The 25,843-nt window shown below is 41.3% G+C and carries 17 protein-coding genes, 1 other RNA gene and 1 pseudogene; 15 read left to right on the forward strand and 4 right to left on the reverse strand.

What is annotated here, in order from left to right; genetic code table 11:
* Positions 1-4 precede the first annotated feature (4 nt).
* From ACTJLE_RS05725 to ACTJLE_RS05745, 5 genes are all read left to right on the forward strand, one after another.
* Complete coding sequence (locus ACTJLE_RS05725) at positions 5-1,102, forward strand: HAD-IIA family hydrolase (protein ID WP_481267822.1); 1,098 nt, start codon at positions 5-7, stop codon at positions 1,100-1,102.
* A 56-nt stretch (positions 1,103-1,158) separates the two neighbouring features.
* The gene (locus tag ACTJLE_RS05730) at positions 1,159-1,971 is read left to right on the forward strand and encodes a TlyA family RNA methyltransferase (RefSeq protein WP_481267837.1); all 813 of its coding nucleotides are present in this window, start codon (positions 1,159-1,161) and stop codon (positions 1,969-1,971) included.
* A 73-nt stretch (positions 1,972-2,044) separates the two neighbouring features.
* Entirely contained in the window at positions 2,045-2,974 is a 930-nt protein-coding gene (locus tag ACTJLE_RS05735; protein WP_481267823.1) for an NAD kinase, read from the forward strand.
* Positions 2,974-4,764 carry a DNA repair protein RecN gene (recN, locus tag ACTJLE_RS05740; RefSeq protein ID WP_481267824.1) on the forward strand — a complete coding sequence of 597 codons (1,791 nt, stop codon included), beginning with the start codon at positions 2,974-2,976 and terminating at the stop codon, positions 4,762-4,764. Before ACTJLE_RS05735 ends, recN begins: the two co-directional genes overlap by 1 nt.
* Positions 4,739-5,416: an HAD family hydrolase gene (locus ACTJLE_RS05745; protein WP_481267825.1), complete on the forward strand. Its 678-nt coding sequence runs from the start codon at positions 4,739-4,741 to the stop codon at positions 5,414-5,416. The genes recN and ACTJLE_RS05745 overlap by 26 nt, the downstream gene beginning before the upstream one ends.
* Here ACTJLE_RS05745 and rnpB read toward each other — a convergent pair.
* Positions 5,413-5,786, reverse strand: an RNA gene (rnpB, locus tag ACTJLE_RS05750) — RNase P RNA component class A. The genes ACTJLE_RS05745 and rnpB overlap by 4 nt on opposite strands.
* Before the next feature lie 211 nt (positions 5,787-5,997).
* Between rnpB and hpf the strand changes: the two genes are divergently transcribed.
* Entirely contained in the window at positions 5,998-6,669 is a 672-nt protein-coding gene (gene hpf / locus ACTJLE_RS05755; protein WP_119486668.1) for a ribosome hibernation-promoting factor, HPF/YfiA family, read from the forward strand.
* A 239-nt stretch (positions 6,670-6,908) separates the two neighbouring features.
* The gene (gene secA / locus ACTJLE_RS05760; protein WP_481267826.1) at positions 6,909-9,695 is read left to right on the forward strand and encodes a preprotein translocase subunit SecA; all 2,787 of its coding nucleotides are present in this window, start codon (positions 6,909-6,911) and stop codon (positions 9,693-9,695) included.
* Positions 9,696-9,819: 124 nt separating this feature from the next.
* Here the strand turns inward: secA and ACTJLE_RS05765 are convergent, their stop codons facing one another.
* On the reverse strand, positions 9,820-10,527 hold the full coding sequence (locus tag ACTJLE_RS05765; RefSeq protein WP_481267827.1) for a hypothetical protein: 708 nt from the start codon (positions 10,525-10,527) through the stop codon (positions 9,820-9,822).
* Between the two features lie 77 nt (positions 10,528-10,604).
* Here ACTJLE_RS05765 and ACTJLE_RS05770 point away from each other — a divergent pair, with 77 nt between their 5' ends.
* Positions 10,605-11,312 (forward strand): lysophospholipid acyltransferase family protein, encoded by a 708-nt coding sequence (locus ACTJLE_RS05770; protein ID WP_481267828.1) that lies wholly within the window; start codon positions 10,605-10,607, stop codon positions 11,310-11,312.
* Between the two features lie 106 nt (positions 11,313-11,418).
* Here ACTJLE_RS05770 and ACTJLE_RS05775 read toward each other — a convergent pair whose 3' ends face one another.
* Together ACTJLE_RS05775 and ACTJLE_RS05780 are read right to left on the reverse strand one after the other, a co-directional pair.
* On the reverse strand, positions 11,419-13,767 hold the full coding sequence (locus tag ACTJLE_RS05775) for a protein kinase domain-containing protein (RefSeq protein ID WP_481267829.1): 2,349 nt from the start codon (positions 13,765-13,767) through the stop codon (positions 11,419-11,421).
* Positions 13,768-13,869: 102 nt separating this feature from the next.
* The gene (locus ACTJLE_RS05780) at positions 13,870-14,976 is read right to left on the reverse strand and encodes a polyprenyl synthetase family protein (protein WP_481267838.1); all 1,107 of its coding nucleotides are present in this window, start codon (positions 14,974-14,976) and stop codon (positions 13,870-13,872) included.
* 288 nt (positions 14,977-15,264) lie between these two features.
* Here ACTJLE_RS05780 and ACTJLE_RS05785 point away from each other — a divergent pair, with 288 nt between their 5' ends.
* From ACTJLE_RS05785 to ACTJLE_RS05815, 7 genes and pseudogenes are all read left to right on the forward strand, one after another.
* Entirely contained in the window at positions 15,265-16,155 is an 891-nt protein-coding gene (locus tag ACTJLE_RS05785; protein WP_481267830.1) for a hypothetical protein, read from the forward strand.
* A 106-nt stretch (positions 16,156-16,261) separates the two neighbouring features.
* Complete coding sequence (locus ACTJLE_RS05790) at positions 16,262-17,752, forward strand: RNA polymerase sigma factor (protein ID WP_481267831.1); 1,491 nt, start codon at positions 16,262-16,264, stop codon at positions 17,750-17,752.
* A 131-nt stretch (positions 17,753-17,883) separates the two neighbouring features.
* Complete coding sequence (locus ACTJLE_RS05795; RefSeq protein WP_481267832.1) at positions 17,884-20,274, forward strand: DNA gyrase/topoisomerase IV subunit B; 2,391 nt, start codon at positions 17,884-17,886, stop codon at positions 20,272-20,274.
* A gap of 296 nt (positions 20,275-20,570) precedes the next feature.
* Complete coding sequence (locus ACTJLE_RS05800) at positions 20,571-22,571, forward strand: InlB B-repeat-containing protein (protein WP_481267833.1); 2,001 nt, start codon at positions 20,571-20,573, stop codon at positions 22,569-22,571.
* 233 nt (positions 22,572-22,804) lie between these two features.
* Entirely contained in the window at positions 22,805-24,025 is a 1,221-nt protein-coding gene (locus ACTJLE_RS05805; protein ID WP_481267834.1) for an MFS transporter, read from the forward strand.
* Positions 24,026-24,196: 171 nt separating this feature from the next.
* A complete protein-coding gene (locus ACTJLE_RS05810) occupies positions 24,197-24,385 on the forward strand; it encodes a primosome assembly protein PriA (protein ID WP_481267835.1) in 189 nt (62 codons plus the stop codon).
* Positions 24,336-25,843: pseudogene (locus ACTJLE_RS05815) on the forward strand (InlB B-repeat-containing protein); the annotation flags it as partial. The gene ACTJLE_RS05810 and the pseudogene ACTJLE_RS05815, both read left to right, overlap by 50 nt.

Genomic DNA, 25,843 nt, shown 5'->3' on the forward strand with positions numbered 1-25,843 from the left:
TTTTATGCAACTTGAAACGAGAAAGAATTTTTCTGCAAGTAATCTTCCTTTAAGCGAAGCGTTTCGTTTAGCTTTGCTTGATTTGGACGGTGTAGTGTATCGTGGCGGAAACGCTGTTGAGCATGCTGCTGAAGAAATAGAATCCGCGCAAAATCACGGTATGGCTATTGAATACACAACGAATAATTCTTCTCGTTTTCAAGCTGTTGTTGCAAAACAGCTAGAAAGTTTTGGCCTTAGCGTTAAACCTTGGCAGATTATTACATCTTCGGTTGTGGCAGCTCGTATGGTTGCACGCCATGTTGAGCGTGGTGCTCGAGTTCTTGTTCTTGGAGCTGAACATTTGCAAGAAGAAGTCAAACGTGCAGGTTTGCAGCCAGTAACTTCTTGCGAAGACAATCCAAAAGCTGTAATTCAAGGCTGGTATCCTAAAATGACTTGGCAAGAAATGGCAGAGGTTTCATTTGCCGTTGAACATGGAGCCAAGTATTTTGTTACAAATCGCGACTTAACAATTCCTAGAGAGCTCGGAATAGCGCCTGGATGCGGCTCTATGATTCAAGCAGTAATTAATGCTACTGGCGTTGAGCCTATTGCTTCTGCTGGAAAACCAGAATCTGCAATGTATGACGAAGCTCGACTATTAGTTGCAGCAAACTCTAATCACAGTGAGAATGAGCTTAAAGAATATACTGAAAAAGACGAATTTGGCAATCCTGTAATCAGTATTGCGAATTCTTTAGCTGTTGGCGACCGTTTAGATACGGATATTGAAGCAGGCACAAGAGGCGGATACGAGTCTTTGCTTGTGCTTACAGGAGTTACGGATCCTAGAATGCTTATGCTTGCGCCAGCGCATTTGCGTCCAAGTTTTGTAGCAAAAGATTTGCGCGGATTAAATGAGCCTCATGAAGCTCCAAATCGCGTTGATAATAATACTTTTGTGTGCGGCGACGCGAAAGCTCAGCTTGTAGAAAATAGTATTGAAGTTAATAATACTTACGACTTAAATGCTTTGCGCGCAGCTTGTGCGTTGACTTGGAGTTTGCAAGATAGCGGCAATAGAGTAGAAGACTACGAATTGCCGGAGTTTTCTCTATGATCTCAAACGAAAAGCGCGCAAACGAAAAGCGCGCAAACGACGTAAGCTTGCATAGCATGAGCATAAATGGAAAATCGGAAGTGCCAACAGGCTCATATGTAACTCAACGTTTAGATTCTGCGCTTGTAGACCGTTCTTTAGCAAACAGTAGAACTATTGCGCAACGTCTTATTAAAGCCGGAGTAGTAAGCGTAAATAATCGTATTATTACCAAATCATCATTTTTAGTAAATAATTCTGAAGAAATAATTATTCAAAAATCAGCAGAATCAGCAAAATCAGAATACTTTCTTAAATACGTTTCAAGAGGCGCACTTAAATTAGAAGGCGCTTTTGAAGCATTTTCTAAATACGGTTTATCTATTTTAAATTCAACTCGAGCATTAGATATTGGCGCTTCAACAGGCGGCTTTTGCGACGTTCTTTTACAAAAAGGAGTTAATAGCGTTATTGCTTTAGACGTTGGCCACGGTCAATTGCATCCCAAAATTGCTAATAATCCTCGCGTAATAGAAATGAGCGGCGTAAATATTCGAGACGTTTATGAAGAAGATTTGCCGTATAAGCCAAATCTTATAGTTTCGGACGTTTCTTTTATTTCTCTTACTCTAGTCATACCAACAATTGCGCGTATTGCGCAGAAAAATGCGAATATTGTACTACTTGTAAAACCACAATTTGAAGTTGGAAAAGGAAATCTTGGAAAAGGCGGCATAGTAACAGACGAAAGTTTGCGCATTAGCGCATTGGAAAAAGTGAAAAATTGCGCTAAAGCTAATAATATGACTGTTATTGCAACAGAAAAATCGCCTATTGAAGGAACTCACGGCAACGTAGAATACTTACTTTACGCACGATTTTCCTCGTAAGTACTTTTTGTAATATACGCAAAAGAATTACAATAGTTACTGTTATGTTTCAACAGTACAAAGGGGACGTGTGATGCAAGAACATTTAGCAAATGATGCTACTTTGGCAGTCCGCCGTGCTCTTGTTGTTACTCATGCAAGTCTTGATAGTAACAGTGCTGTAGTTAACCAAGTTACTAAGCAGCTTAGAGACGCAGGCTTTAAAGTAGACGTGTTCCATAGTGCTGCTGCTTCTGCTTTTGCGCAAAAACCAACGCATTTAATCGACGAGAATACAGAAATTGTTGTTGTTCTCGGCGGAGATGGCACTATGCTTCAAGCTGCAGAATTAGTGCATTGTACTCCAGTTCCAATTATTGGCATTAATTTAGGTCATGTTGGTTTTTTGGCAGAATTTGAAAGCTTCCAAATAGATGAAGCAATTAGAAGAATTGCTAATAAAGATTATTTTATTAATCGACGTATGGAAGCTCACGTAGACGTGTGGCTTCCTGGTGAAAGCGAGCCTTTAAGCGACTGGGCTTTAAACGATATTACTGTTGATCGTGCAGACAGAGGCCGCATGGTTGAGCTTTCTATTCGCGTGGACGATGTTGAAATGTCATCGTTCGGCTGCGATGGCGTAATAGTTTCAACACCTACTGGTTCCACGGCTTACGCGTTTTCAGCAGGTGGCCCAATTATGTGGCCAAACGTAGAAGCTTTACAATTAGTGCCATTAGCAGCTCATGCGCTTTTTGCAAGACCGCTTATTATTGGTGCGGGATCAACTTTTACTATTGATATTCTTGAAGAATCGTCTTCGGGAGGTTGGATTTGCTGCGACGGCAGACGACAACGCGCACTTCCGCAAGGATCACGCATTCAAGTTCGTCAATCTAAAGACGAATTATTATTAGCTCGACTTTCCGGCGCTCCTTTTACAAAGCGTTTAGTTACAAAATTTGATTTACCAGTAGTTGGTTGGCGAGAACAAAGAAACAGTAGTAAACGAGGTGCATAGTGCTTGAAGAACTAGAAATACGTAATCTTGGACCAATTGCGCATGCTCTTATTGCACCTTCAGCGCACATGACTGCTATTACTGGCGAAACCGGTGCTGGAAAATCAATGCTACTAAGCGCAATCAAACTTATTTCAGGCGGTAAAGCTGATTCTGCGCGCGTATCCGTAAATGCTAAAGAAGCATGGGTTCAAGGCGTTTTTAGCGTGCCGAAATCAAGCGAAGTAGAAGATATTGTAAATCAAGCTGGAATTAATCTTGAAACTTCAGAAAATAATATTAATCAATCCGATATGTATGTTTCAAGAACAATTCCTCAAGAGGGAAGGTCCAGAGCGACTCTTTCTGGATGCGCTGTGCCAAAAACTTTGCTAGAAAAAGTTTCTTCTCAACTTGTTACTATTCACGGCCAAAGTGACCAGCTACGTTTAGCAACATGTGCTAAGCAGCGCGAAGTGCTAGATAAAATTGCGAATAATAGTGAATTGTTAAAAAAGTATACTCAAGCTTATCGCGATTGGAAGGAAGCAAAAGCTGTTTGCGAGCGCCTAGAAAATCAAGAGTCTTCAGCAAGACAAAGAGCTGATTATCTTCGAGAATCTTTAACTCGCATACGTGACGTTAATCCGCGTCCTACCGAAGATGAAGAATTGCGTGCAAGACGAGAAAGAATTGAGAATGCTGCACAAATTATTAATTCCGTAAGCACGGCTTTAGCTTCTCTTGACTCAAGTCAAATCGATTATGGTGCTTCGCAATCTTCTGAAGACGCTTTAACTCTTATTGATAAAGCTTCGCAAGCTCTTAGAAGCGCTAATATTAATTCATCTTTTGGCGAAATTGTTAATCAGCTTGACGATATTCGTTCCCAAATTGACGACGTTGTAATGCAACTTGCGCAACAATTAGACTTGGATGCGAATGAAGAAGATTTAGATGCTTTAAATTCTAGAATTCACGATTTAACTGAACTGACGAGAAGATGGGGGCCTACTCTAGATAATGTGCTTGATTGGGCAGAAAAAGCTCAGTTTGAGCTTGAAGATTTAGATGATTCTCCGGAAGCTATTGAAAAAGCGCGCGCAACTTGTAATAAACGCTATATTGAAGCATTAAATATAGCTGAAGAATTGTATTCTACGCGTGTAAAAGCTGCTGAGAAGCTTAGTGACGAAGTAAGCGAAGAATTATCAAGTCTTGCTATGAAAGGCGCTGAGTTAATAATCCAAGTTAATTCGCGCAAAAACAGCACGTCTACCGAAAAGCTAGATTCTTACGGTATTGACGACATTGAGTTTTTGTTCCGTCCTTTCCCCGCTTCTCCTAATCTTCCGATGTCTAAAAGTGCGTCAGGTGGCGAATTAAGTAGGCTGATGCTTGCAATAGAACTTGTTATTTCTAAATTTAGTGAAAATGACAATAAAACTATGACTTTTATTTTTGATGAGGTTGATTCTGGCGTTGGTGGAGTAGCTGCAGTAGAGCTTGGTAAACGTTTAGCACAGCTTGCAAAACATGCTCAAGTTATTGTTGTTACGCATTTGCCACAAGTTGCTTCTTTTGCAAATGTTCAGCTTGCTGTTAAAAAGAGTCTTGTGGAAAATGTTACTAGCGAATCTGCCGATGAGTGTGCTGACACAACCGTTATGCAGCTTGAAGGTGATGATCGAGAGGAAGAAATTGCTCGCATGCTTTCCGGAAGTAATTCTCAAACTTCGCTTGATCATGCGCGAGAATTGTTGGAAACAAGTAGAAAGTTAATTGATGGAAGCGGAGAATATAGAGAATAATTCGTTTTTTAAAGCTGCGATTTTTGATTTTGACGGTACTCTTATCGACTCTCTTGGCGTGTGGGATGATATTGACAAACGTAGTTTTGCTAAACGAGGCATGAGCGTTCCTGAAATTTTTGCGAACAATACTGCAACAATGAAACCTCGCCAAATTGCTGATTATGTTATTAAAAATTATGGTTTTACAGACTCTCCAGAAGATTTAATGAAAGAATGGTCAGATATGGCATTTGATGCTTATGCTAACCATCTTCCGCTTAGAAAAGGCGCATACGATTACGTGCATTATTTGCAATCTAAAAAAATAAAAATGCTTCTTATGACTACTCTTTCTAAGCGTTTATGCGAACCGGCTTTAAAAAGAACCGGTATTTTAGAATGTTTCGACTTTTTGCAATTTGGGGAAGATTTACCAGAAGAAGGTAAGCATAGTTACCAAACTTATATAAATATTGCGAAGAAAATTAATATTAATCCTGTGGATTGCGCAGTATTTGAAGATTCCGCAACTGCTTTACTTTCAGCTCAGAAAGCTTGTATGAAAACGTACGGGGTAGTGGACGATACTAATGCTGAAATTGCGGAAGATTCGCCGTTTGCAAACTGTTTAGCAGTGTTTTCAGACTTCGCAAACGCACCAAAAAGTTGATGAGGTTTCACATACCCCGGGTTTTGTCGTGTGCACAAGTGCACACGGATGACCATCCATCTCGATTTGACGTTGCCGCCAAACTCTAGCAGTCTACCCGAAGACTTGGGCGAGCAGCCCTTAAACGTCTTCTGCTTGACCTTGCTCCCGATGAGGCTTGCCATGCGGCTAACTGTTACCAGAAGCCCGGTGGTCTCTTACACCGCCGTTTCACCCTTACCTAAACAAACTGTTCAGGCGGTCTATTCTCTGCTGCGCTATCTCTCAGGTCGCCCTGGGCGGACGTTATCCGCCATCGTGCTCTGTGGAGCCCGGAAGTTCCTCAGTCACTCCGAATGAACATCGTGACCGCGGTCATCGTGAAACCTCAACCTTCCTAAGTATAGCAGATAATATTAATCTCGTAAAAAATTCGTTATTTTATATAAAATACTGAAAGAAATATTAATTTTTTTATTTAAATTTGATAAATTGCTAGGTTCTTCTTGCTTAAGCAGATATAATAGAGATACCGACGGCATCGTGGCAGTCGGAGGATTCCAATCGAACGAATAGTTCGAGCTTATATGGGGAGGTTTCGCATGGAAATCGTCATTACTGGTCGTCATACGCAAATTAATCAAAGATTCCGTGACGTTGTTGAAAGTAAGATGAATCGTGTGACCGCCATTGCGCCTGATGCGCAACGTGTACAAATTGTGTTAACACACGAAGGTAATCCACGTCAAGCAGATACTGCAAAACGAGTTGAGATTACTGTTGTTGCAGGAAGTACAGTTATTCGCGCAGAGGCTTCTAGCACTGATCAATATAGTGCTTTAGATATGGCACTTGATAAATTGACGCTGCGTTTGCGCCGCACTCGCGATCGTCGTAAGGATCATCGTCGTGGATATAGCGAGATGGTTCCTGTCGACATGGGTGTGGTGGAGCCAGAAATTGAAACTACTGTTGAAGAGCCAGAAGAAGATGAAGTCAATAGTGCTGATGCAGCTGTTGCTTCTGATTTAGGCCCGGGCGAGTCTGTAGAAGTTAGCGTAGGAAGCACTCCTATTGTGATTCGTCGTAAGCTTCATATTGCAGAGCCTATGAGCATTGACGAGGCTTTGTATGAAATGGAGCTTATTGGCCATGATTTCTTCCTGTTTGTGAACAAAGAAACTATGCGTCCGTCGGTTGTGTACCGCAGGCACGGTTGGAGCTATGGTGTATTTGAGATTGATACACCAGAAAATGTTGCTAAGCAAAAGTAAACAAATAAATAAAATTACGAATAAAAAGGTAGTGAAAAGTAACCAAAATTAGTAAAAAGTAAATAAAAAATTACTAAAATAAATAAATGTCCCGTCTGACACAACGTTGGACGGGCATTTTTATTTTGAGCTGTCAGACTCGCTAACTTATAAAAATCGTAGCCGTCGCGTAATATAGGCACAGTTTACGTCTATGTTGGCTAGGCCGTCTTCATAGACATGACCTAAGGGAGCAAAACGTGGTAGATATCGTCGATAAAGCCTTGCGTATGGGTGAAGGCCGTCAATTGAAGCGCCTTGAGAACGTAGCCAAGGCTGTGAATGCGTTAGAAGATGAAGTTTCTGCGCTTTCCGATGAAGAATTGAAGGGCCAAACTGCTAAGTTTAAGCAGCGTTTGGATAATGGCGCAAAGCTTGATGATTTAATGCCTGAAGCCTTCGCTACAGTTCGAGAGGTTTCAAAGCGTACGCTTGGCCAGCGTCACTTCGACGTTCAGCTTATGGGTGGCGCGGCATTGCACTGGGGCAATATCGCAGAAATGAAAACTGGTGAAGGTAAAACACTGGTTGCAACTTTGCCAAGCTATTTGAACGCTTTGGAAGGTAAAGGCGTACACGTTGTTACTGTTAACGATTACCTTGCAAGCTATCAAAGTGAGTTGATGGGTCGTATTTACCGATTCCTCAACATGAGCGTTGGCTGCATTATTACAGATCAGCAGCCTGTTGAGCGTCGTAAGCAGTACAATGCAGACATTACTTACGGCACTAATAACGAGTTCGGCTTTGATTACTTGCGCGATAACATGGCTTGGGAAAAGAGCGAGCTTGTGCAGCGTGGCCATCATTACGCTATTGTTGATGAGGTTGATTCTATTCTCATCGATGAAGCGCGTACGCCACTTATTATTTCTGGTCCTGCTGAAGGCGACGTAACTCATTGGTATCGTGAATTTGCAAAGCTTGTTTTAAAGCTTAATCGCGATACTGATTATGAGATTGACGAAAAGAAGAAGACTGCAGGTATTCTCGATTCTGGTATTGCTAAGATTGAGGATTATCTTGGTATCGATAACCTTTATGAGCCGAATAATACTGCGCTTATTGGTTATTTGAATAATGCTTTGAAAGCTAAGGAACTGTTCCTTCGCGACCGCGATTACGTTGTTACTAACGGAGAAGTTCTTATTGTTGATGAGCACACCGGTCGTGTTCTTCCAGGACGTCGCTACAGCGAAGGCTTGCATCAAGCTATTGAAGCTAAGGAAGATGTTGAAGTTAAGGCAGAAAATCAGACTTTTGCTACTATTACTTTGCAAAACTACTTCCGTATGTACGACAAGCTTGCTGGTATGACTGGTACTGCAGAAACTGAAGCTGCAGAATTTATGGGTACCTACAAGTTGGGTGTTCTTCCAATTCCTTCTAACCGTCCAGTTATTCGTATGGATAAGGATGATTTAATCTTCCGCACTAAGAAGGAAAAGTTAAGCGCTATTGTTCGCGACGTTGCTCAGCGTCACGCTAAGGGTCAGCCAGTACTTCTTGGTACTGCATCTGTTGAATCTTCTGAGATTCTTTCTTCTTTGCTTGATGTTGCTCGTATTCCTCACCAGGTTTTGAATGCTAAGCAGAATGCTAAGGAAGCTGCTGTTGTTGCTGTTGCAGGTCGTAAGGGCGCTGTGACTGTTGCCACTAACATGGCAGGCCGTGGTACTGATATTATGCTCGGCGGAAACGTTGAATTCTTGGCTGATGCAAAGTTGAAGGCTGAAGGTTATTCTCCAGACGATACTCCTGACGAGTACGAGAAGCGTTGGCCGGGCGTTTTGGCTGAAGTTAAGGAACAAGTTAAGGACGAGCACGAAGAAGTTAAGAAGCTTGGTGGCTTGTATGTGCTTGGTACTGAGCGCCATGAGTCTCGTCGTATTGATAACCAGCTTCGTGGTCGTTCTGGCCGTCAGGGCGATCCTGGTGAGTCTCGCTTCTACTTGAGCTTGGAAGACGATTTGATGCGTTTGTTCAACACGCAGCTTGTTGCTCGTGTTATGGCAAAGGGCTTGCCTGAAGGTGAACCAATCGAGTCCAAGTATGTTTCTAACGGTGTTCGCACAGCTCAGAAAACTGTTGAAGCTCGTAACTTCGAAATGCGTAAGAACGTTTTGAAGTACGACGACGTTATGAATAAGCAGCGTACGGTTATTTATTCCGAACGTCAAATGGTTCTTAAGGGCGAAGATATTCATGAGGATATCTTGAAGTTCATTAGCGATACTGCTGAAAGCTACGTTCGCGGCGCAATGAACGGATCAGATAAGCCAAAGAATTGGGATTTGCAAGGCTTAACTTCGGCTCTTAACACTGTTATGCCAGTTATTCTTGACTGGGATGAGATTCATGAGTCTATTGACAAGCTTAAGGGCGAAAAGGCAGTACTTGCTTTGCGCGATATTATCGTTGAAAGCGCAGTAATGTTCTATGGACTTTTTGAAGCTGAAGTTGGTAGCGAATCTCTTCGTCAGCTTGAACGCCGAGTTGTTTTGGCTGTTCTCGACAGAAAGTGGCGTGAACACCTTTACGAAATGGATTATTTGAAGGATGGTATTGGCCTGCGTGGTATGGGTCAGCGCGATCCTTTGGTTGAATACCAGCGTGAAGGCTATCAGATGTACAATTCCATGATTGAAGCAATTAAGGAAGAAAGCATCCAACTTCTCTTCCATATTGATATTAATCAGGTTGCTACAACAATGGATGAAGATTCTGACGCTGAAGTAGATGAAGATGTTGCTAAGGTTTCTGCTGAAGTTGATAATGAAGACGAATCGGCTGGAATCGTCGGACCTGCTCCTTTGAGCCATGCTGAAGGCGAAGTTCCATTAAGCATGCGTCCAAAGAATGAAGAGTGGAAGACTCCATGGGCCGATGGACGTACTTTCCCAGGCACTAATAAGAATGATGAGTGCCCATGCGGTTCTGGTCGCAAGTACAAGCTTTGCCACGGTCAGAATGAAGCCGAAAACTAAGCTGAGTAAAGAAAAAGTTTTACTTTAAGCAAAACTTAAAAATAAATGGCGGCGTGATTCTTTTGAATCGTGCCGCCATTTTATTTCTTATAACTTAAGATTTATTAAATAAGAAGAAGCGATTTTATACTCGCGCTCCATGACCGTAATCTCTATAGTCTTCTTTATACGGATCAGGTTTCTTGTGATTCATAATTAATCCTGCTCCGCCAATAAGAATAAATAATCCGCTTGCAATTCCAACAATAGTTGCAAGAGACGGCACAAAAGCGCAAAAAATAATTCCAGCAATTCCAAGAGCAAAAACAATCCACAATATTGCAGTTGTTAATGGAATATTTTCTAAAGTAGGATTTGGTGGCACAAAATCATCACCATAATCATCCATAGTTTCGTCTACATCAAGCCAGCTGCTGCGAGTGTTATCGCGAGGGCCTTGCGGGTTCACGAATTGCACGTGTGAATCTTGCATACGATTAGGAGAAATATATGATTCCTTGCTGCTTAAATTTTTAAGACTAAACTTATTTTTTGCGACTTTTTCTCCATCTTGAAGATGTTGAGCTTTTATAGCCGCTTCCTTCCTTTTAGCTTCTAGCTTTAATTTCTCTTTTAAATCTTTTTCTACATGCTTTTTAAAATGTTTCGCAAGGCGAGAACGTAAGACATCGTCCAACTCACCTCCGTATTCTGCCATAAAATCGTTCCACTCTGATTCAAAATCCATGTCGTCAAGATCCATGTCGTCATAATTTTTGTTATCAAAATTTGAAAATGGTGACGTTTCGTCATCCTCACGGCGAGGGTCATTGGTATTCTTAGAAGAAGTCATGAACTATACTGTAGCAAATCTTCCTGATTGTTTCGCAAAATAGTGTGAAAATAGGTAGCTGCAAGAAAGGATATAGTATGTTGTACTGGTTCTTCGTGAAGGGACTTGGGGGTATTGCCCGCATGAGGATTCATCCATCTGCTCAAGGCGTTCATAATGTTCCAAAGAAGGGCGGTGCAATTATTGCCGCAAACCATCTTGCTGTTATTGATGATGCTCTTTTGCCATTGACTTGCCCTCGTATGATTCACTTTATGGGAAAAGCTGAATATTTTGAAGGAAAAGGCATAAAGGGACGTTTTAAAAAGTGGTGGTTTACTTCAGTTGGAGTTTTTCCAGTAGATCGATCTGGCGGTTCTAAATCTCTTGGAGCATTAAATCATGCTCGAGAAATTCTAGAAAAAGGTCAGCTTTTTGGCATTCATATTGAAGGCACAAGAAGCCCTGATGGCAAATTGTATCGCGGACACACTGGTGCTGCCCGTCTTGCTCTTGAAACTGGTTGCCCAATTGTGCCAGTGGCTATTATTGGCACAAGAGAACTTCAAGTTCAAGGACAAATAGTTCCTGCAAAAGGTAAAACGCAAGCAATTTATGGTGAGCCTATTAAAGTGGAGAAAGTTCGAGATTCAAGCGAAATTACTCACGAACGTTTGCGCGAAATCACTAATCAAATAACGCAAGCAATTCAAAAAATGAGCGGTCAAGAATACGTTGACGAATACGCTCAAACCGTAAAAGAGCGTATGAGAGAAGCTAGAGAGAAAAACAAATCTCAAAAATAAAATTAAATATTAAAATATAAAAAGCGGCGGAAGTTACTAGCTTTCGTCGCTTTTATTTTTACTGCACTGCTATCAAATATTGCAAGTATTCTCGCAAAAACACTTATTAAATAACCGTAAGTGTCACAACAGTTGCATTACCTCTAGCATCTTTTACAGGCACTTCGCTTCCGCCTGCTGGAGATTGGAAACGCACAACGTGCATGAAATCACCAAGAGGAGCAGAAATCTTCACTTGAAGTCCAAGTCCCTCAATAATCCTACGCGCTTCATCAGTGTTCTTGCCGCAAACATTAGGCATCGTAATAGTCTTAGGACCTTTAGAAACAACAAGCTTTACGCTATCTCCCCAATGCAACTGGGTGCCAGCATCAACCGAAGAACTAATAATCTTACCTTTTGCTACAGTATCGCTATTTTCTTCATCGTACGTAACGCTTAATTTTGCGTCACTTAACGCTGCATCAGCTTCAGCTTTAGTATGATTCACAACTTCCGGCATTTGCACAGGCATAGGTCCTTTAGACAGCAATACGCTAACTTCATCATTGTGATTCATTCTTGTGCCAGGATCTGGGCTAATATCAATCACGCTACCTTCTGGAATCTCAAGAGAGTATATGTCTGAAGATTTGTGGTGAACAATATTAGTGAATCCAGCCTTTTTCAATGCTTTTATAGGATTCTTGCCATTGTAAGAGTTTGGATCAGTAATATCGCTAGGAATCGTAGATTTACGAATTCCAAGAGAAAGCACAACGCGAAGGCGATCATTTCCATGCTTACCAATATGGCCGCCAACAACATCCGGCTTAGTTTCAAGAACTCTTCCAGCAGAAACATTATCACTGTAATTTTGCGAAACAGTGTAAGGAATTCCAGCAACTTTCAAAGTATGCTCGTATTGTTGCCAATTAATATCAGTAATTTTACAAGCTGCGCGATTTGAGCATTGAAGATCGTCCGGTTTAGGAAGCGTCCAATAACTGCCAGGACCGAGCATATACCATAATCCGCCAGCTACTGCAGCAACTAGTACTACAGCAGTGCTAGAACCTGCAATAATAAACGCTTTCTTTTTAGAATTCTTAGCATTGCGATTATTTGAATCTTTTGGCTGCAATGTTGGAATAGCAGTATTGCTCACACCATTTGCACTTAAGTTTTTTGCGCTTATTGCAATTGTTGGCATATTACTATCGTCAAATTCAGATAGCGGATCATCTTGAGAATTATAAGACATATTTTCCGTATAAGTCTTATTAGGAGCTTCACTATAAGTTTCTGAAGAAGAACTTAAGTTTTTATTCTGCTGAAGCATAATAGTTGCATTGTTATAATCGTTATTTTCAGTATCGACGCTACTATTTTCTGCAAAAACGTCAGCATTTATATTTTTAGTATCATCTTCATCTTTAGAATGCATAGACTCAGAATCAGACTTAAAATCAGACTCATGATTAGATTCAGAATCAGATTCAGACTCAGAATCAGCATCAGCATCAGCATGTTCGGCTGAAGCATTCAAATTCTCAAGTGGAGAAAGATTTAGCAAAGACTGTTGATCTTCCGGCTCTTCAAGCTTATACTGCCAATCTTCAGGCTGCAATTGTTTTGAAAGCGCGCGCAACTGTGCCAAAGCTTCGCTAGCATTATTCGGTCGCTCGTTCATATCTCTTGCAGTAAGTTTAGATATAAACTGCGCAACTTTTTCGTTAATTTCTGGGCAAGCGGTACTTATTGAAGGCGTATTTTCATGAACATGCTTAAAAACTAAAGTTACAGGATTATCCGCCGTAAAAGGCACGCGTCCGGCAAGCATTTCCCAAGCCATCATTCCTGCGGAATACAAGTCTCCTTGAGGAGTTGCAAGATTATGCTCAATAAGTTCTGGCGCAAGATAAGCTGCAGTGCCTAAAAGTAAGCCTGTAGAAGAAAGCGTTGCTTGCGAAATTGCGCGAGCTAAACCAAAATCAGTAATTTGAACGTGACCGCGGTCATTAATCAAAATGTTTTCCGGCTTAATATCGCGATGCACGACTCCAGCTTGATGCGCAGAAGCAAGACCATCCAAAGTCTCAGCCAACAATCTTAACGTGTCTCTAACGCTAAAAGTTCCTTGCGTATTCATCTCGTAGCGCAAATTAACGCCATGAACGTATTCCATTACAAGGTAGTCAAGTCCTTCATATTCGCCAGTGTCATAAACTTGCACAATATGCGGATTTGCTATTGCCGCTGCGGAAGTTGCTTCTCTGCGGAATCTTGCAATAAATTGTTGACGGTGAACACCTTGAGCAAGCTGGGTGTGCATGATTTTAATAGCAACAGGCCTGTCAAGTCGCTCGTCTTGTGCCTGATACACTGTAGCCATTCCGCCTTGAGCGATTTTGCGCACAATTCGATAGCGATTCTCGATGCACATGCCTTTTTGTGCCTGTGAAGATTCATCCATTGCCACAATCCTTATACGCGAAAACCTATTTACTACTTATTACTACTTACGAGTGTACAAGCAATATAGTAAAGAAGATTAATTTTTTTAGCGTTTTATTAACTATTGTACATTACGCCATACTTCAGGTATAAAGCGCTCGCTAATAGAATGCAATATGTTTTTGCCACTACTAGTTAATTGACTATTATCAATAGCTTTTTGCGATTCTTGCCAAAGCTTATTAATTCGTTTTATTGAGTTTTCAATAGCTCCAGTACTGTAGTAAATTTTAATTATTTTTTCTACATCATCTTCGCTTCGTGATTTGCTTAAGTAAGCTTTTAGCAAAGTGTCTCGTTCCTCGCTATTACCGTACTGTAGCGCGTCTGCTAGCAAAACTGCGCGCTTTCCTTCGCGAATATCTCCGCCAATCGGCTTTCCAGTATGCTTACTATCCGACACAATATCAAGCAAATCGTCAGCAAGCTGGAAAGCAATTCCTAAAGGATCGCCAATACGTAAAGCTAGTTCATAAGCTTCATCTGGTTTCATCGATCCTGCAAGAAAACCAAGCGTTAAAGGAGCAACCGTAGTATAACTTGCAGTTTTCCACCTAAACACGTTTAGCGAGGATTGCGCAAGTTGTAAAGGATCACTTAAATCCATCATTTCAATAGACAAATCAAGCACTTGACCAATGCCAACATTTTTTTGCATACTTGCAAATGCTTCAAGCACTTCCTCGCTGTAAGTGAAGTTTTTAGCAGCACTACGCGCAATATCAAAACTTTCAGTAGCAAGTAAATCTCCAAGCATAATGCCAAGGCCTGAGCCAATATGCTTGTTGTTTAAAGATGCGCTCAGAGCACAATATGCGCTTGGCTTTCCGCGTCGCAAAGCTGACTCGTCAATAATATCGTCGTGAATTAACGCTGCAGTTTGGAAAACTTCTAACGCGCAAGCAATATCAAAAATAGATTCTTTTTGAATTTTCGAAGTATTTTCGTCTGTAAATGAATTAAAAGCGGCAATAGTTAACAAAGCTCTAAGACGCTTACCGCCTTCGCTAGAAACAATAGCTTGCTTAACTACTTTTTGCAAAGTACTAGCGCACGTTGAAGAAAGATTATTTTCGGCGCTTGTGCAAAATTGTTGAGAAATCAAGTACGCAATACGAGACTCAATAGAAGAAAGCGTAAATGCATCGTCATCCGTTAATGTGCTCATAGTATGAAAGTTATCCACAGGGCTGAACATTACAAAACGCAATATTTACTAGGCTAACCGAAGCTTTTAACCAAAGCTAATCATTTTTATTGAATGCTTGCAAATATCTTGAGAAACTTACTTTTATCAAGAGCTGCACAAGTAGTACTTGGTGTTTGCAAATGCATAAAAATGCATGAAAGTGCATGAAGGTGCATAAAAAATGCAGAAAAAATGCATAAAAAATGCATGAAAGTGCAGAAAAAGTGCAGAAAAGTTGCACATAAAAACTATTACGAAGGGAAAATTATGGAAGTGTTAGATATTGATGTTGCGGATCAAATTTCGCGTAACTGCGTTGACGATTTTGATATTCAAGGCGTATTGGAAATTTATGGTGAAAGCGCTAATAGTTACGATGGTTGCATAGATTTTGTTGGTTTGGATGATTTTGCAAGTTTTGCTGGTAAAGAAGTTTCAAATGTTAACGGGAACATATACCCGTCAAAAGAATGTAGCTTCTTTATGACGTTTGCAAAAGAGTATGCGTGCGCTAATTGCAGTGAGAATTCGCAGTGGATTAAGGGATTGCGTTATTGGGTTCCAGCAGTTTCAGATGGTTTCATAGAAAATGTTGATAAGAATGGTAAACAGTTTGCTATTAGAAATACAGCATGCACTTCATTCTTACGTTGGTGCGACATGTTTTTGCACAACAAGAAAATGTTTGGGTACGATTTAATAAATCTTCCTATAGCAATGTTTCATAATATTAATGTTCGAGACGCAATGCTTATATCTATTCTGGATGAAGATCAAGAATGGTATGACGACGACTCGTTAGCGGAATTTGCTTGGTATCCTCACACTACTGAAACTTCACGCAACTTGCGGCACTGTTTGGAAGCTAAATTTACTCAAAAAAACAAAAAACCGGATATAAAGCGTGCTATTGCTGCTTGCAAAGTTCTGGAAGTTATGACAATGGTTGTGAAAAGTATTCCTGAACTAACCGTGCAAGTTTATGCTTTATTAGCATATATTAGTTGGTGGTTTAAGTTGGGTAATGTCAAATATTATGCAGATTGCGCTCTTGAAATTGATAAGGATTGCACAATGGCAAAAATCGTGCGCGGAGCGTGTGAGAATAATCTAGAACCAGCTTGGATTGATAATTACGCCACGCCGCAAGAAAATTAGGGGGAATAATCGTCGTGCTTAAATGGTTTACTACTTAAGGTAAAACTTGCCCTTGCGTGAACTATGCCTAAAATGCGTAGCAAGGGGTACTACAGGAGGAAATAGTTTGACGAGTGAAGTTGAATCAACGGCCGATCAGAGTGAAACGCAAGAAGATAATAAGCCTGTAAAAACGCGTAAGGCTAGTACTGCACGTAAAACTAGTGCGCGCAAGCAAGATGATAATAAGTCGCGTAATTCTCGTTCAAAGAAATCATCTGAAAATGAAGATGCCAACATGGAATCTGCTGCGGATGAATACGCTGAGAATAAATTAAGCGATGATAGTGTTGAAAGCGACGACAATTTTGACATGGATTCGCATGATTCGTTGGCTCTTGAGGATCCTTTAGGCGATGATTCGCATCTTGACGTTGACGCTGAGCAGATGTCTCTTGAGGACTTAGATGTTGACGATATTCAGCCAGAAGACATAGCTGACGTTGACGATCTTAGCGATGTTGATGATGTTGAACTTGATGATGAAGCTGATGATTTAGACGATATTGACGAACATGATGAAAATAAGTCTGATGTTCCTCAAGTTCCACAAGCTAAAGGCGCGTTTATTGTTCGAGACGACGATGACGATGATAATCTAACTCCTTCTGGAAACCCGAAGCGTCGAGTAATTGCTACGGGAGCTACAGCTGATCCTGTTAAAGACTATTTGAAGCAGATTGGCCGCGTAAGTTTGCTTAACGCTGAACAAGAAGTTGATTTGTCGGAGCGTATTGAGGCTGGCTTGTACGCTCAGCATTTGCTCGACACGCAAATCGATCAAATGGAGTTTAAGCGTAAGCGTGAGCTTAAGTGGGCTGCAGCAGACGGCAAGAAAGCTAAAGATCATCTTTTGGAAGCAAACCTTCGTCTTGTAGTTTCTCTTGCGAAGCGTTACACCGGTAGGGGAATGCTTTTCCTTGATTTGATTCAGGAAGGTAACCTTGGCTTAATTCGTGCAGTTGAAAAGTTCGACTGGAAGAAGGGCTTTAAGTTCTCAACTTACGCAACTTGGTGGATTCGCCAGGCTATTACTCGTGCTATGGCAGATCAGGCTCGTACAATTCGAGTTCCAGTGCACATGGTTGAAGTTATTAATAAGCTTTCTAGAGTTCAGCGTCAAATGTTGCAAGACTTGGGCCGTGAACCTACGCCGGATGAGCTTGCTCGCGAGCTTGACATGCCAGTAGAAAAAGTTCAGGAAGTGCAAAAATATGGTCGCGAACCTATTTCTTTGCACACGCCATTGGGTGAAGATGGTGATTCTGAGTTTGGTGATTTGATTGAAGATACCGACGCAATTGCACCATCTGACGCAGTTGCATTCTCGCTTCTTCAAGAACAGTTTAGGCAGGTTCTTGAAACTTTGGCTCCTCGAGAGGCTGGAGTTATTAAGATGCGTTACGGTTTGGAAGATGGTCAACCTAAGACTTTGGATGATATTGGCCGCGTGTACGGCGTTACGCGTGAGCGTATTCGTCAGATTGAGTCGAAGACAATGTCTAAGTTGCGTCATCCTTCTAGGTCGCAAACCTTGCGCGACTTCTTGGATCAGTGATTTGGTAATAGCTGCGTGAAAAGTGTCGTATTCTTGCTTAGATTTGCAATAATGCGACACTTATTGCTTGGTATCCGGTATTAATAGTTTTACATTAAGATTCGTTCCATTCGTTAGTTCAAGGGGTAGAAGTGGTCTCTCGTAAAGAGCAAGAACAGTATGATGCCGATAGCTTGACAGTGCTTGAAGGCTTGGACGCAGTTAGAAAGCGCCCAGGCATGTATATTGGCACTACTGATAGCCAAGGTTTAATGCATTGCCTTTGGGAGATTATTGATAACGCTGTTGACGAGGCTTTGGCCGGAGCTTGCAATCATATTACTGTTACTCTCCACGACGATGGATCTATTGAAGTTGCGGATAACGGCCGCGGTATTCCAGTAGATGTTGAGCCTAAAACTAAGCTAACTGGCGTGGAAGTTGTGCTTACTAAGCTTCACGCTGGAGCAAAGTTTGGCAACGCTTCTTACAACGCTGCAGGCGGCTTGCATGGTGTTGGATCTTCTGTTGTAAACGCGTTGAGCTTGCGCTTGGATGTGGAAGTTGATAGAGACGGTAAAACGCATCATATGGCGTTCCATCAAGGGCATCCTGGTGTTTATAGCGACGCGGATTCGGAGCATCCTTCTCCAGCTTCACCTTTTAAGCGCACGCGTAAGAACAAGCCTACTGAGCTTGAAATTATTGGAACTGTTTCGCCAAAAACTACCGGAACTCGCGTACGATACTGGGCTGATCCTGAAATTTTTAACTCAACTGCGAAATTTAGTTACGAGCAGCTTATTGACAGAGTTCGTCAAACGAGTTTTTTGGTTCCAGGCTTGCGAATTACGGTTATTGATGAGCATGTGCCTGAAGGAGAGTCTGCAAATATTGAGGAGATTGATGCTCCTGAAGATGCTACTGCGGAATCTGAAGCTATAAAAACTGATGTTACAGAAATTTCGGAAGATACGGAAACTTATATTGACGAATCTGAAGACGTTGACGAAGCTGAAAATATTAGCGAATCTGACGAAATTAGCGAAACAGAAGAAACTACTGAATCTGACGAAACAGAAGAAGATTTTAAATCTTCAGAAGCACAATCTATTGCGAATGCTGAGTCTAACAACTCAATGCAAAACAAGCACCACCCTCGCGTAGTTGAATTTTTGCATAACGGCGGAGTTGAAGATTTCGTTGATTTCCTTTCAAAAGGTGAAGCAGTATCCGATATTTGGCGAATCTCTGGCGAAGATACTTATATAGAAGAAACGCAAGCTGTTGACTCTTCCGGAGAATTGCACGCTCAACAAGTGACTCGAAAATGCGGCGTTGATATTGCAATGCGCTGGGTAAACGGCTACGATTCAACGATTATTAGTTTCGTAAACGTTGTTGAAACTCCTGGCGGAGGCATGCACGTTGACGGATTTATGCAAGGCTTAACTAAGCAAATTCGTAAAGCCGTAGAAGACAATGCTAGAAAGCTTAAAGTAAATCTTAAAGACGCTAACACGAAAATTGAGCGCGACGACATTATGGCAGGCTTAGTAGCAGTCGTAACTGTTCGAATTGCAGAGCCTCAATTCCAAGGCCAAACTAAAGACGTGCTTGGAACTGCTCAAGTAAAGCCGATAGTTATGAAAATGACTGACGCTCAATTTGGCGAAATGATTACTGGCTCTAAGCGAGGTTTTAAAGAGCAGTCCGCTAGAGTTTTGGAAAAAATCGTTTCCGAAATGCACGCACGTATTCAGGCGCGTAAAACTAAGGAAGTTACTCGCAGAAAGAATGCGCTTGAGTCTGCTTCAATGCCACCGAAACTTTCCGACTGCCAGCCTGGAAACGACGATGTTGCGGAACTTTTCATCGTCGAGGGCGATTCTGCACTTGGTACCGCAAAAGCCGCTAGAAACTCTGCTTTCCAAGCGCTTCTGCCAATTCGCGGTAAGATTTTGAACGTGCAAAAAGCGAGCCTTGCACAAATGCTTTCCAACAAAGAATGCGCTGCAATTATTCAGGTTGTTGGAGCAGGATCTGGCGCAAGTTTCGATATTTCGCAAGCGCGTTACAACAAGATTGTTATGATGACCGATGCTGACGTTGACGGCGCACACATTCGTATTTTGCTTCTAACGCTGTTCTACCGTTACATGCGTCCGCTTATTGAGCACGGGCACGTTTATGCTGCAGTGCCGCCGCTCCACAGGATTGCGCTCGCAGGAAAGCGCAAGGGCGAGTATATTTACACGTATTCTGACGACGAGTTGGCTGGAAAGCTTGATGATTTGCAAGCTAAGGGCATTGATTTTAACAGCGACATTCAGCGTTACAAGGGCTTGGGTGAGATGGATGCGGATCAGCTTGCAGACACAACCATGGATCCTAGAACTCGCATGCTTCGAAGAATTCGTATGGAAGATGCTCAGCAGGCGAGCGAAGTGTTCGATTTGCTGATGGGCGATGACGTTCCTCCGCGCAAGCAGTTTATTGTTGATAATGCGGATGACTTCGATCGTTCCAAAATCGATACCTGATAGCGGTATGTATGCGTGCGTGCATGCGTGCATGTTGTATGTATGCATATTGCTTGATTGTTGTATATTGCTATATCGCCTTGTATCGTTTTGTATCGCTTTGTATTGCTATATATTGCTTTATACACGTGCGATTGAATGTGCGCGCGTTTATGTGTAAGCTTTTATAATTTTGTATATACATTATACCGAATTGTGGTATACTAATTATGTGGTTGCGCTCCTATGATGAAGCTGCAGCTGTGTGATTTTTATTTTATAAGTTTTTTTAAATTTGTTTATTTTGTGAGGAAGAAATGAACAAGAGAACTGCGCTTGTGCTGTCGACTACGATGATGAGTATTGCTACTGCGGCTTGCGCTTTTTGCATGGCACAAACTGCGAATGCGGCTGAGAAAAGCGTTAATACCGTTGAAAGTGCTGTTTCAACAACACAATCTTCAACCACCCCCCCCCCAGTTGCAAATAGCAAATTTACAAATACTGATGCTTCTAACGAAAGTAGCCTAAAAACCGAAGATTCTTCAAAGAAGAGTGAAGATTCTGGAATTTCTGAGAATGGGGGTTCAGAAATTGCAGAATCTACGAAGGGTAATGCAAAGCCTGAAGTGAGCACGGAAGCAGGTACCCAGGCTGAGACTGAGGCTGAGACTGAGACTAAGACTAAGAATACTGAGAAGCCTGGTGAAAAGTCTGAGTCTTCAAATGCTAATAATCAAATGCTTTTGGCAAGTAGTGGTAAGCCTGCTCCTAATCAAAAGAAGCAAGAAACAACTGAGCTTAGAGTAAGTCTTTGCTGGGAGACTATGAACGGTGATAATAACAAGGCTCTCGTTAAAGCTGATAGCGATTTTGGCCAATTGAATTTTGTGAATTGGGATTTTGGTTCCACGCTAGATTCTTCTAGGCAGGACGTAAAGGACGCGTTTAAGAATATCGAATTTAAGATAAAAGATACAACTACAAATAAGGAAGTAACTGTTAAAGGTGAATACCCTGATACTGCTACGAGTGCAACTAAAAGCTTGGGTAGTTATGATTCAAGCCATACGTATGAAGTGTCAGTGGTAAATAGCACAATTCCAAGTCCGTATTATGTGACATACAATAATGTTGCTGTAGGTGAAGATGATTCGTTTACGCCTGATGCCACATACTTTACATGGACTCCTAAAGGATCCGATAAAAAGTCTCAAAACAAATATTTCCGTTTAAATGTATTGGAAATTGTGTATGCCAAGGATGAGTCGGTAGCAAAAGATTGCTTCTCGTATAAGCAACCACAGAATGTTGATAAAAGCTATAGATCCGATGGTAACTGGAAATTCACGTATAACAGTGACAATATTTTTAAACGTGTTCGTGTAGAAGATAATGCTATTAAGATTCCTAAAGATAAAGATGGCAATTTTATACATCCTGTTAAAGCAGGTTTTAAGTTTGTTGGTTGGCAGTTCTATGTTGCTAGAAAAACAAATAAGCGTCCGTATACATCGTATGATCGAATGGATGACGATGATGGAACTATTATTAAAAACGCAACCACAATGTACTCGCCATTCAATTCTCAGACTACTACCTACCCATATTTATTTGCTGTACTTAGAGACAAAGAGGGCGTTAATACATTTGGAAGTAAACTCGGTACACAATATTGCTCTACGAACCACACCTTTGTTGTGTTCCCGAAGTGGGAAGCTGCTGGTTATAAAGTAACTTTTATGAATGGAGAGACTCAGTATGCACAAGTAAAGGTGCAAGAAAACAAATCCATTAATGGAGATGAGTGGACTGACCAGTCGATGCCGGCTGATCCTTCAAAGTCTGGTTTTACTTTTAACGGTTGGTTTACTGAATCTAATGGCAAAGGCACTCGGTTTACTGGTGATACTCCTGTGAGTGGCAATATTTCGGTGTATAGCTCGTATACGTCTAATCCGCCAACACCTCCAACGCCGCCAGCTCCTGCTCCTGAGCCAGAACCAGAGCCAACGCCAGAACCTGAGCCGGATATTGATTGGGATGATATTCCGGATATAGATTTGACTCCAGATAAAGAGCCAACTCCTGTTCCGTTTATTGTTGCTCCAGCTCCGATTCTGCCGCCTGCTGAAGCAGAGCCGGAACCTGCGCCAGCTCCTTCGCAGCCAGAGCCGGAACCTAAGCACGTTGCTAAGCATCTTCCTAAAACTGGATCAACCGCAGCCCCAATTCTTGCTTCCGCAATTGCCTCGCTTTTCGCAGGTTTCGCCGGTCTTGCTGAATCATTTGCTGCAACTCGCAAGCGTAGAAACTAGTTGTAAGTTGTGATTTGTAAGTTGTAATTTGTAAGTTATAACCAATACGTAGTTTTAATTGCCTACGTTTTATTAGTAATTAAGGCTTCTGTTTTATGTTTAATACACTAAGCAGAAGCCTTATTTTGTGTCACGCGATATGCTGTTAATGCTTATTGGGTTACACTTGTTTGGTGAGTTGTTTTTGTAAACACGTTTTGTAAACACGTATTAACTAAGGTTGGGGAATTTTTATGGTTAACCTTCTTCTAGCGGTTATTTATCTTGCGTTTATTAGCTTGGGTTTGCCGGATGCTCTTCTTGGAGCCGCGTGGCCGACTATGAGTCACGATGTTGGAGCGCAAATTTCTTGGGCTGGCGGAATATCAATGGTTATTTCTGCAGGAACAATTGTTTCTGCGCTGCTATCTAATAGGCTTACGCATAAGTTTGGCCCTGGTAAGGTTACGCTTGTTTCAGTTGCTTTAACAGCTTTAGCGTTGCTAGGTTTTTCTTTTGCACCGAATTATCTTGTGCTTATTTTTCTATCTGTGCCATACGGTTTGGGTGCTGGAGGAGTGGACGCGGCTCTTAATAATTACGTTGCAATTCACTATGAGAGTTGGCACATGAGCTGGCTTCACTGCATGTGGGGAATTGGAGCTTCGGTGGGCCCTTACGTTATGGGGTTTGCGCTTTCGCACGGTCAGCGCTGGCCTGCAGGATATCAGTATATTGCTGTTATACAAATTGTTCTAACTCTTGTGCTGTTTATAAGTTTGCCGCTGTGGAAAAATAATAATAAAAGTGCAGAATCGCATCATAATCAATCGAATGATAAATCGCATAATCAATCGCATAATCTTACTGAGGTAAAGCAGCAATCTTCTGTAATGCTTTCTTATGCGGAAGTTTTGCGCATTCCAGGAGCTAAGAATATTCTTATTATGTTCTTTTGCTATTGTGCGTTGGAGCAAACTGCAGGATTATGGGCTAGTAGTTACATGGTTTTGCATGGGGGAGTTAGCCGCGTTGTTGCGGCAGGTTGGGCAAGCCTGTTTTATGTTGGTATTACGGTTGGTCGTTTTGTAAGCGGATTTCTTACTATGCGTTTTAACGATGCAACTATGATTCGTATTGGGCAGTGCGTGATGCTTGTGGGAATTCTGGTATTGTTGCTGCCTTTGCCGAATCATATTGAGCTTATTGCAGGATTTGTAATTGTTGGACTAGGATGCGCTCCGGTTTACCCATGCATTATTCATTCCACGCCGCATTATTTTGGGGAAGATAAGTCTCAAGCAATTGTTGGCATGCAAATGGCGAGCGCATATATTGGCTCTATGGTAATGCCTGCGATTTTTGGGTTTATTGGGCAGAACGTTTCTATGGTGCTGCTTCCGGCTTATTTGCTTATTCTTCTTGTTTTAATGACTTTTATGCACGTGCGTTTGCTTCGAACTTGCGAAAGTTGAGCGTGAAGTGTTTGTGTGCGCGTTTAAGTGTAAGCTTTCATAATTTTGTGTATACATTATACCGAATTATGGTATATTGGTTTGTGTGGTTGCATTCTTAGGATGAGATTGCAGCTGTGTGATTTTTATTTTATAAGTTTTTTAAATTTGTTTATTTTATAAGAGGGAAAAATGAACAAAAGGACTGTGCTCGTTTTGTCAACGACGATGATGAGTATTGCTACTGCGGCTTGCGCTTTTTGCGTTGCGCAGAGTGCGAATGCGGCTGAGAATGTTACAAGTGCGTCTGCTGTTGTGAATGCTAACTCTAATGTTGCGAATCCGGGATTTTCTGACGGGGGGGGGGTATCCTTCTGCTAAAAATTCTGATAAAGCAAAGGGTGATGCGCTTTCTAAGGATGATGACAATTCCAAGAATGTTACGCTTTCTAAGGATGATGACAATTCCAAGAATGTTACGCTTTCTAAGGATGAGTCTAGTTTCAAGAATGATGCTGGTTCCAAGAATGTTGATGCTTCGAAGAATGATGTAAATTCTAATAATATAAATTCTAATAATGCTAATATTCATAAGAATGATGCTGTAAGTAGTAATGTCAAAGATAATAATGCTACGAATGATTCGGCTGATGTAAAGAAAAGCAAAGAAGCTGTATACAAGTCGACTCAATCTACAAAAGAAGTATCAAAAGAAGATAAATCTGCAGAAGATTCATCAAGTGAAGTTATGTCTAATAAAAAAGGCGTTAGTAATGCTGATAATGTAACTAATCCGTTCCCTAATGTAATTACACCTGCTGAAGTGAAAGAGCTGCAGGATAAAACAATGTCTTCCCGCCCGCCTAGGAATATAACAAAGGTTTTTTATACGTCATTTGGTAAAGAGTTGAACATTGCCAATGGAAAAGCATCTGGAGATACTCACGTAATTCCATATAATGAAGTTATTAGACATCAAGGTATGATAGGACGAATTGATGCTTACATATTTATTCCACGTGTCAAGGGTGCCTCCTATGCGTATGCGGATATTTCTCCTTATAAATCAATACGAGAAAATAAGAATGCTGATGGTTCTCTGAGTTTTGATAATCAAAATTCTCACAAGACGGTGATACCTTATACGCTTGAGGTAAATGGAAAGATAGTTGATGAGGATCGTACCACTAAGCATACCGTGGAATATCACATTGGAGGACAGCAGACATTTATTCATGTGACGACGATTGTGCGCAAAAAGGATGAATTGATTTGGGGTCATGCTGAAGTTCGTTATGAAGCTGCTAACCACATGAATATCATTTTCTGGATTTTGCCGCAATGCGGTGGAGAGTTTCACTTTGTTGACGACCTGAAATATAGAAAAACAACTAATATAAGTGGTGCGAGCGATATTCCTCAACGTAGCGCAGCAGAGTTGGATAGATTCTCAACAAAGCCATTTACACCTTTGAACATTCCTGATTTGATTGAGGCAAAAACTATAAATAAGGTTCCTTTTTTAAATAATAATGAGTTTAATCCGTATTTTGCCCCTTTATTAAACTTTGAAGGAGATCGTCACAACAGGCAGGTCAAGCGCCCGACTATGGAGGGACTTACCGGTACTAAGATTCCTGGTTATTTGTATTACAGTAACGATATTGATACTCCTAAAGGTGGAGAATTTACTGCGGATAATACAGGTGATTTTGGCAACTACGATTATGGTATTGTTCGAGATAATGACGACAATCAGCTGACTACCAAACACTATTATGTGACTTTTAGGCCGATTCCTACGCAGCTGGTTGTACAGTACAAAGATTTGAAAAACAG

The organism is Gardnerella sp. CCPDSM, from assembly GCF_056754715.1.

Coding starts and splice junctions, on each gene's coding strand:
- ACTJLE_RS05725 (WP_481267822.1), top strand. CDS start 5: ATGCAACTTGAAACGAGAAAGAATTTTTCTGCAAGTAATCTTCCTTTA.
- ACTJLE_RS05730 (WP_481267837.1), top strand. CDS start 1,159: ATGAGCATAAATGGAAAATCGGAAGTGCCAACAGGCTCATATGTAACT.
- ACTJLE_RS05735 (WP_481267823.1), top strand. CDS start 2,045: ATGCAAGAACATTTAGCAAATGATGCTACTTTGGCAGTCCGCCGTGCT.
- ACTJLE_RS05745 (WP_481267825.1), top strand. CDS start 4,739: ATGGAAGCGGAGAATATAGAGAATAATTCGTTTTTTAAAGCTGCGATT.
- hpf (WP_119486668.1), top strand. CDS start 5,998: ATGGAAATCGTCATTACTGGTCGTCATACGCAAATTAATCAAAGATTC.
- ACTJLE_RS05765 (WP_481267827.1), bottom strand. CDS start 10,527: ATGACTTCTTCTAAGAATACCAATGACCCTCGCCGTGAGGATGACGAA.
- ACTJLE_RS05770 (WP_481267828.1), top strand. CDS start 10,605: ATGTTGTACTGGTTCTTCGTGAAGGGACTTGGGGGTATTGCCCGCATG.
- ACTJLE_RS05775 (WP_481267829.1), bottom strand. CDS start 13,767: ATGGATGAATCTTCACAGGCACAAAAAGGCATGTGCATCGAGAATCGC.
- ACTJLE_RS05780 (WP_481267838.1), bottom strand. CDS start 14,976: ATGAGCACATTAACGGATGACGATGCATTTACGCTTTCTTCTATTGAG.
- ACTJLE_RS05785 (WP_481267830.1), top strand. CDS start 15,265: ATGGAAGTGTTAGATATTGATGTTGCGGATCAAATTTCGCGTAACTGC.
- ACTJLE_RS05800 (WP_481267833.1), top strand. CDS start 20,571: ATGAACAAGAGAACTGCGCTTGTGCTGTCGACTACGATGATGAGTATT.
- ACTJLE_RS05805 (WP_481267834.1), top strand. CDS start 22,805: ATGGTTAACCTTCTTCTAGCGGTTATTTATCTTGCGTTTATTAGCTTG.
- ACTJLE_RS05810 (WP_481267835.1), top strand. CDS start 24,197: ATGAACAAAAGGACTGTGCTCGTTTTGTCAACGACGATGATGAGTATT.